The organism is Ornithinimicrobium sp. (genome assembly GCF_035267225.1).
Taxonomy (GTDB): domain Bacteria; phylum Actinomycetota; class Actinomycetes; order Actinomycetales; family Dermatophilaceae; genus Ornithinicoccus.
Map to the genome: position 1 here is coordinate 1 of NZ_DATFMA010000026.1, position 7418 is coordinate 7418.

Annotated in this window: 5 protein-coding genes; 1 reads left to right on the forward strand and 4 read right to left on the reverse strand. The window is 68.1% G+C overall.

The window, feature by feature from the left end; translation table 11 throughout:
- The 4 genes from VJ976_RS01540 to VJ976_RS01555 form a co-directional block, all read right to left on the reverse strand.
- The coding region (locus VJ976_RS01540) for a hypothetical protein (RefSeq protein ID WP_324098228.1) at window positions 1–851 on the reverse strand (851 nt) is incomplete at its 3' end.
- 30 nt (window positions 852–881) lie between these two features.
- Window positions 882–2861 (reverse strand): cell wall-binding repeat-containing protein, encoded by a 1980-nt coding sequence (locus VJ976_RS01545; RefSeq protein WP_324098230.1) that lies wholly within the window; start codon window positions 2859–2861, stop codon window positions 882–884.
- 392 nt (window positions 2862–3253) lie between these two features.
- The gene (locus tag VJ976_RS01550) at window positions 3254–4333 is read right to left on the reverse strand and encodes an inositol-3-phosphate synthase (protein ID WP_324098232.1); all 1080 of its coding nucleotides are present in this window, start codon (window positions 4331–4333) and stop codon (window positions 3254–3256) included.
- 4 nt (window positions 4334–4337) lie between these two features.
- Complete coding sequence (locus VJ976_RS01555) at window positions 4338–4922, reverse strand: PadR family transcriptional regulator (RefSeq protein ID WP_324098233.1); 585 nt, start codon at window positions 4920–4922, stop codon at window positions 4338–4340.
- A 321-nt stretch (window positions 4923–5243) separates the two neighbouring features.
- On the opposite strand from VJ976_RS01555, the gene VJ976_RS01560 reads away from it, so the two are divergent.
- Window positions 5244–7418, forward strand: a 2175-nt coding sequence (locus tag VJ976_RS01560) for a transglycosylase domain-containing protein (protein ID WP_324098235.1), incomplete at its 3' end; no start/stop codon positions are given.

Sequence of the window (7418 nt, forward strand, 5' to 3'; positions counted from 1 at the left end):
TGAAAGGCCATGGTGCGGTCCCCGGCTCTCCATGCCTCGTCCGAGCTCTTCAGAGCCGCTCGGGTGGCTCGCTCGCACCTGCGGTCCACGTCGTTCAGCGGGCAGCGCCACATTCGGAGCTCGAGAGCCTGGGTCTCGAAGGTGTCCTCGACACCCAGCTGTCGCTGGATGGCCCGCAGGCGCGCCAGCGCGACCGGTGAGCGGTTGCGCGGCAGCCGTTCGACACACTGGACTCCGGCGATCTCGAGGTAGCGGGCCAGCGCTCGCAGAAGCGGTGCCGGTGGAACGCCGGCCGGGGGTGGCAGAGCCGGCGGAGGCGCACTGTCGCCCTCGCCCTCGACGGGCACCCCCTCGCATACAGCGTCGATGAGGCCCTTCCACCGCCGCAAGGTCTGCCAGCTGGCTCCCGCCTCGGCGAGGTGGCTGCGGTCCAGCACCCACGCCCCTCGGGCGAGTCGTGGGTCGCTGCGCAGGCACCGCTCGGTGTCTCGGTCGGCACAGATCACCACGTCCGCGCGAGTAAGCGACAGCCGCAGGCTGCGGTCACGCTTCAGCGCCCACAGGTAGCCGGCCGGAACCCCCGCCCGTGCGGCGAGGGCCGAGGTACGAGCTCGTGCGGCCGCCGAGCGGGCCAGTTCGGTGAGTCCGCGTGGCGGGGCCGCGCGGACACCGTGCCGCGAGTCCGCCGACACCGGGGACCCGCTGCCGCCGCCCGGGAGTGACTCGCTCCCCCACACCGACACGTCGGCCTGCAGGAGGCCGTCAGGCCAAGGCCACTCGGTCGGCAGCGCCGCCGGATGCCGGCCCACGACGACCACGGTCGTGACCGCGGTCGCCGTGGGCATGGGCATGCCCGCAGTGTGCCATCACGGCTGCCTCGGTCAGGGCAGGGCGTTGCCCAGCGCTCGCTTCACCGAGGTCGACACCGCGCCCGTCCCGCCCATGATGACGATGCGTTGCGGGTCGAGATCCCTGATCGCGTTCCGCGTCGCCGTGGGGAGCGAGTCGCGGTCGACGTAGAGCACCGGTGCCCCCTTCGTCCCCGCGCGCGCCGCGGCACTGAGGCCGTCGGGGTAGGACCGGCTCGTGGCCACGTACACCCGGCTCACGCCCTTGGGGTAGTACCCCGCCATCCTGGCCGCGATGCCGTTGTGGTTCACGCTGCTCACCCGCACCAGACTTCCCTTGGTGGCGTACCTCTTCAGGGTCGAGGCCGCGGTGCTGCTCACCGCGTCGGTGCGCCCGACGACCACGATCCGCTCCGGTTTCACTGCGCGCAAGGCCGAGCGTGTGGCGGACGGCACGGAGTGCCGTTTCGTCAGCAGGACCGGCGCATTGCGGTGACCCGCTCTCGCGGCCGCCACCAAGGCGTCGTGGTACTTGGCGCCCGTGGCCACGTACACCGTGGTGGGACGGCTGCCGAACTGCCTGGCGACGGCACCGGCCGTCCCGTAGCGGTCGTTGCCGCTGAGGCGGATGATGCCGCTGCTCCCGCTCGAGACGTACTTGCGCAGAGACCGACCCACCGAGTAGCTCACGGCTCCCGACCCGCCGACGATGAACACACGCCTGGGCTTGATCCTCTTCAGCTGGGTGATGGTCGCCGAGGGCAGACGGGTCTTGGTGGTCAACAGGACCGGGTCGTTGCGGTAGCCGGCCCGGGCGCCGGCGGCCACCGCGTCCGGGAAGTTCTGCCCGGTCGTGATGTAGACGTCGCCGCCGGTCGGGTAGTAGCTCGCCATCTTCGCCGCCGTCGCGTAGCGGTTCGTTCCCCCGACTCGCAGCACTCGCCGGGTCTTGGCGTACGCCAACGTGCGCTCCATCCGGTTCCACGTGGCATTGGTCAGCACCCCGGTGCGGTACAGGCCCTTGTTCCGCTGGTAGCCCAGCAGTGCCTTCAGCGTCATCGGGCCGAACGCTCCGTCGACGCTGGACCCGGTGAACCCCAGCGCACGCTGGGCCACCTTGACGTTGTCGTTGCGTGCGCCGGGCAGCGTGACGGGGTAGTTCGAGGACGGGGGGTTGGGCAGGCTGCTGCTGCAGCGCCGCGTGTTCCGGCCCGAGTAGCGCGGAGCGTACTGACCGGCGTACTTCCGGCAGGTTCCGTGGTCGATGGTGGTGACCGGCCTGCCGGTCCACCACGAGGTGCGCTTCATCGCCCCGTCCCACGTGAACGAGATGTGCAGGTGGTCCGTGTGCGGGCTGGGACCGTTGTAGCTCCGCCAGGAGCCCGGGCTGTACAGATACCAGGACCGCTTGTTCCAGATCACCGACTGCACCCCGAAACGCCGCGCCATCTCGCCGTTGTTCTTCGTCAGCCAGTACGCCACGGCATCGCCGATGGCCTTGTCTGAGGAGTTGTAGGCGTTCATCGACCAGTCCACCGCACGTCCTTCATGGTGCTGGCTGAAGTTGTTGTGCTTGCACGAACGTGAGGTGTAGTACCGGGGCCGGTTGTAGTGCTTGCTGACCAGCTCGGCGAACGCCACCATTCCCGGCTTGTCGTTCGGGTCGCAGGAGTAGCTGTACTGCCAACCTGGTGCCGCGTCCAAGGTCCGGGGCAAGGACTTCGACGGCGGCCGTGGCACCGCGTCGGCAGCCGGGCCGCCGTCGGCGCTCAGCTCGTCCTCGGGAATCATCAGCTCCTCGGCATCAGAGGGCTCGATCTCCTCGGCCGGCGTCTCTCGCCGCCACTCCGCGGGCAGGTCGCCGGGGTCCGGCGCCGGCCCCGTGCCGGACAGCGGCTCGCTGCCGATGTCCGGCTCCTGGTCCGGCTCCCCGACGAAGGGGTCCTCACCCGTGCTGCCGTGCTCGTCCGCGAACTCCTCCTCCGGCCCCGGTGGAGGAACCGGGTCGGCCACTGCCGCGGGACCTGGGCCCAGAAGGGTCAGCGAAGAAAGAAGAACGGCCACAACCATGGGACGTCGGGCATGACGAGAAAGCAACGCAGAGACCATGCGGAAATGCCTTTCCGCGCCAAATCGCAGGGACGAAAAGGGGGCCGCGAAGCGGAAGGGACTTCCGTCGACCGTGATAGCGCGTACGGGAATACTGGGACTCGTAGACCGTAACCGCTATCAAAGCCGCATCAAAGAGCACCTGAGCCGGTGCATACCATTAGCATAACGCCATGGCCTGGGACGATGCTCCGTCAAGTGTCGTAAAACTCGCGAGAAAGTCTTACGTACTTGGCGATACTATGACCCTCGGATGGGGTCGGGATTGCACGTCGGTGGCGTGCGGGAGGGAACTGCTAGATCGTGACTTGGTCAGAGATGAATGCCTCGACCTGAGCGCGCCCGAGCGCGTCGGGCATCTGCTGCGGCGGGGACTTCATCAGGTAGGCCGAGGCCGACAGGATGGGGCCTCCTAGACCACGGTCCAACGCGATCTTTGCGGCCCGGATGGCGTCGATGATGATGCCGGCGGAGTTCGGCGAGTCCCACACTTCGAGCTTGTACTCCATGTTCAACGGGACGTCGCCGAAGGCGCGCCCCTCCAGGCGCACGTAGGCCCACTTCCGGTCATCCAGCCATTGGACGTAGTCACTGGGCCCGATGTGGACGTTGCGGGATCCGAGATCGTGCTGCACGTTCGAGGTGACGGCCTGGGTCTTGGACTTCTTCTTCGACTCCAGCCGGTCACGCTCCAACATGTTCTTGAAGTCCATGTTGCCGCCGACGTTGAGCTGGTAGGTGCGGTCCAGCACCACGCCGCGCTCCTCGAAGAGGTGCGCGAGCACGCGGTGGGTGATCGTGGCCCCGACCTGCGACTTGATGTCGTCCCCGATGATGGGCACCCCGGCGTCCTCGAACTTCTTGGCCCAGTCGGGATCGGAGGCGATGAAGACCGGCAGCGCGTTGACGAAGGCGACCCCGGCGTCGATCGCGCACTGCGCGTAGAACTTGTCGGCCTCCTCCGAGCCCACCGGCAGGTAGGACACCATGACGTCGACCTCGGCCTCTTTCAGCGCGCTGACGACGTCGACCGGGTCCGTCTCGGCCTCGGTGATGGTCTCCGCGTAGTAGCGACCGATGCCGTCCAGGGTCGGCCCACGCTGCACCGTGACCCCGGTGGGGGGCACGTCCGTAATCTTGATCGTGTTGTTCTCGCTGGCTGAGATCGCCTCGGACAGGTCGAAGCCGACCTTCTTGGCGTCCACGTCGAACGCGGCGACGAAGTTCACGTCACGCACGTGGTAAGGGCCGAACATCACGTGCATCAGGCCGGGCACCGAGGAGGCCGGGTCGGCTCCCTTGTAGTACTCGACGCCCTGTACGAGCGAACTTGCACAGTTGCCAACGCCGACGACGGCGACGCGCACGGAACCCATGTGACTACTCCTTGTCCAGTGCGTCGCCGACCTGGCGGAACGCACGATCGTTTTTCTGTCGTTCGGTGTCGATCATCCGAGCGATCCACCGAAGGTCGGCTTCGGCGGACTCCACCCCGTGGCGGTGCAGCTCGGTGAGATAGGTGTCGCCCGGTCGGGTGGCGTTGCGCGCCGGGCCGTTGGCCCGGATCAGGGCGAGCCGCTCCTCCAGCCGCGCACGGCGACCCTCCAGGATGCGCAGGCGGACGCTGGCGTCGGTACGACCGAAGAAGGCGAAGTGCACGGCGAAGGCCTCGTCCTCCCAGGCGCTCGGGCCGGCGGCGGCCAAGAGGTGAGCCAGCCGTTCCCGCCCGGCGGGGGTCACCGCGTAGGTGATCTTGGCTCGCCGCCCGGCGATGGGGCGGTCGACCTCACGCAAGTACCCCCACAGGACAAGATCACGCAGGCGTGGGTAGAGCGTGCCGTAGGACAGCGCGCGCACCGTCCCGAGGACCCGGTGCACCTGCTTTCGCAGCTCGTAACCGTGCATCGGGGCGTCCTGCAACAGACCGAGGATGGCCAGCTCGAGCATGTCGGAGCGGCGACTCACGCTGGCCTCCTTCGGGTGACTCGGGGACGAACGGCACACACGCCTCAGGCGCGGCCGGGACGACCTGCGGAACAACTGATGTGGGTGACGCAGACATCAGGGCCCTCGGCAGCACGAGACACACTCAATATATCGCGTCGATACATCGATCGTGCCATCTCCGGCGTGTCCAGCCAAACCGGGCACAATGACCGGCACTGTCCCCCACCTGCAGGAGAACCAGTGCCCAGCCCTGACTCGAGCTCGTCTCCCTCGACCTCGGCGCGTCGTTCGAGACGGCACGGCAGCAGCGGCTCTCACCGCCCGACGTGGCAGCGGGTCTTGCTGTGGCTGGCCGGGCTGGTGTTGCTGGGTGTGCTCGCTCTCGCAGCCGTGGTGGGCATCGGATACGCCAGCACCGACATTCCCGACCCGAACGAGTTCGCGCAGTCGCAGAGCTCGATCATCTACTACGCCGACGGAGAGACCGAGCTGGCTCGGTTCACCGGGGGGACGGATCGAGAGCTGGTGTCGCTGGACGAGGTGCCCGAGCATGCGCAGGAGGCCATGCTCTCGGCCGAGGACCGCGGTTTCTACGACAACGAGGGTGTCTCACCGGCCGGCATCGCCCGCGCCGCCTGGAACAACCTGACCTCGGACTCCACCGCCGGTGGCTCGACGATCACCCAGCAGTACGTGAAGAACTACTACCTCACCAGCGAGCAGTCCTACCGGCGCAAGTTCCAGGAGCTCCTGATCGCGGTCAAGATCGACCGTGAGCTGTCCAAGGACGAGATCCTCGAGCGCTACCTCAACACGATCTACTACGGACGCGGTGCCTACGGCATTCAGACCGCCGCACAGGCCTACTTCGGCAAGGACGCCTCCGAGGTCGACATCTCCGAGGGCGCCTTCCTCGCGGCCGTGACGAACGCGCCGTCCCTGCTCGACCCGGGCTACGCCGAAGGGAACCAGCAGCGCGCGCAGGAACGGTTCGAGTACGTCGTCGAGGGCATGGTCAGCCAAGGTTGGATCTCTGAGGCCGAGGGAGACGACGCGTCGTTCCCCGAGATCCGCTCCGAGCAGCAGTCCGAGGACCAGAAGGGACCCACGGGCTACCTCATGCAGACGGTGCGACAGGAGCTCGTCGACGACCTCGAGGTCAGCGAGGACGATATCGACCGCGGGGGTCTGCGGATCACCAGCACCATCATCCGCAAGCACCAGGAGGCTGCCGAGACGGCCGTCGCCGAGGAGATGCCGGACTCGCCCGACGCCGAGGACCTCCGGGCCGGCCTGGTCTCGGTGACTCCGGGGGACGGAGCGGTCACCGCCATGTACGGGGGTGCCGACTACCAGGAGGAGCAGCTCAACATCGCCACCGACGCCCGCCAGCAAGCGGGGTCGCTGTTCAAGGTCTTCGCTCTCATCGCCGCTCTCCAGGACGACGTCAGCACACAGAACACCTACAGCGGTGCCAGCCCGATGCAGTTCGACATCCCCGGCGAGGCCGAGCCGGCGGAGATCAACAACTTCCGGGACGAGCAGTTCGGCGAGATCGACCTACGCACCGCGACCGCCAACTCGGTGAACACCGTCTTCGTCCAGCTCAACCAACAGATCGGCCCGGAGAACACCAGCCGGGTCGCGCGCGAGCTGGGCCTGCCCGAGGACACCGAGGGCTTGGAGGACAACCTCACGAACGTCCTCGGCACCGCCTCGCCCACGATGCTGGACATGACCAGCGCGTTCGCCACGGTGGCCGCCGAGGGCCGGCTGGCGCAGCCTTACATCGTGGCCGAGGTCAGCAGCACCAACGACACCTACGACTACAGCGCCGAACCGGACTCCTCGGAGGTCGTCGACCCCGACATCGCCGCGGACGTCACCGACGCCATGACGCGGGTGCTGACGGAGGGCTCAGGTACCGGGGCGGGTGACCTCGGTCGGCCCGCCGCAGGCAAGTCGGGGACGAGCTCGAACAACCTCTCCGCCTGGTTCAGCGGCTTCACCCCGCAGCTGGCTGCGTCGGTGATGATGTACGAGGGTGACGGCACGGAGCCGATGCAGGACATCGCAGGCGTGGACCAGATCACTGGCGGAACGTTCCCCGTGCAGGTGTGGGGCGAGTTCTTCCGGCTGGCTCTGGACGGGGACGAGGTCGTCTCGTTCCCGCCGCGGACCGGTGTCAACGACAACCAGGTGGTCGCGCCCGAGCCGCCGGCCACGACCCAGCTGGAGCCCACGCAGCCGGAAGAGACCCAGCCGGAGCCCACGCAGCCCGAGGAGACCCAGCCGGAGCCCACCCAGGAGGCCGAGACCACCAGCGAGCGGCGAACAACCAGCCAGACCGAGACGGCCGAGCCGGAGGCGACCACTCAGGAGCCCGAGACGCAGTCGGCGCCGACGAACAACAACGGGGCCGGTGGTGGCAACGGCAACGCCGGCAACGGCGTGGGCGGCGGCGGCAGCAGCGGCGGCGGCAGCAGCGGCGGCAGCAGCAGTGGCGGCAGCGGC

Excerpts from the sequence above, each read along its gene's own strand:
- VJ976_RS01550 (WP_324098232.1), bottom strand. The coding sequence starts at position 4,333 with ATGGGTTCCGTGCGCGTCGCCGTCGTCGGCGTTGGCAACTGTGCAAGT.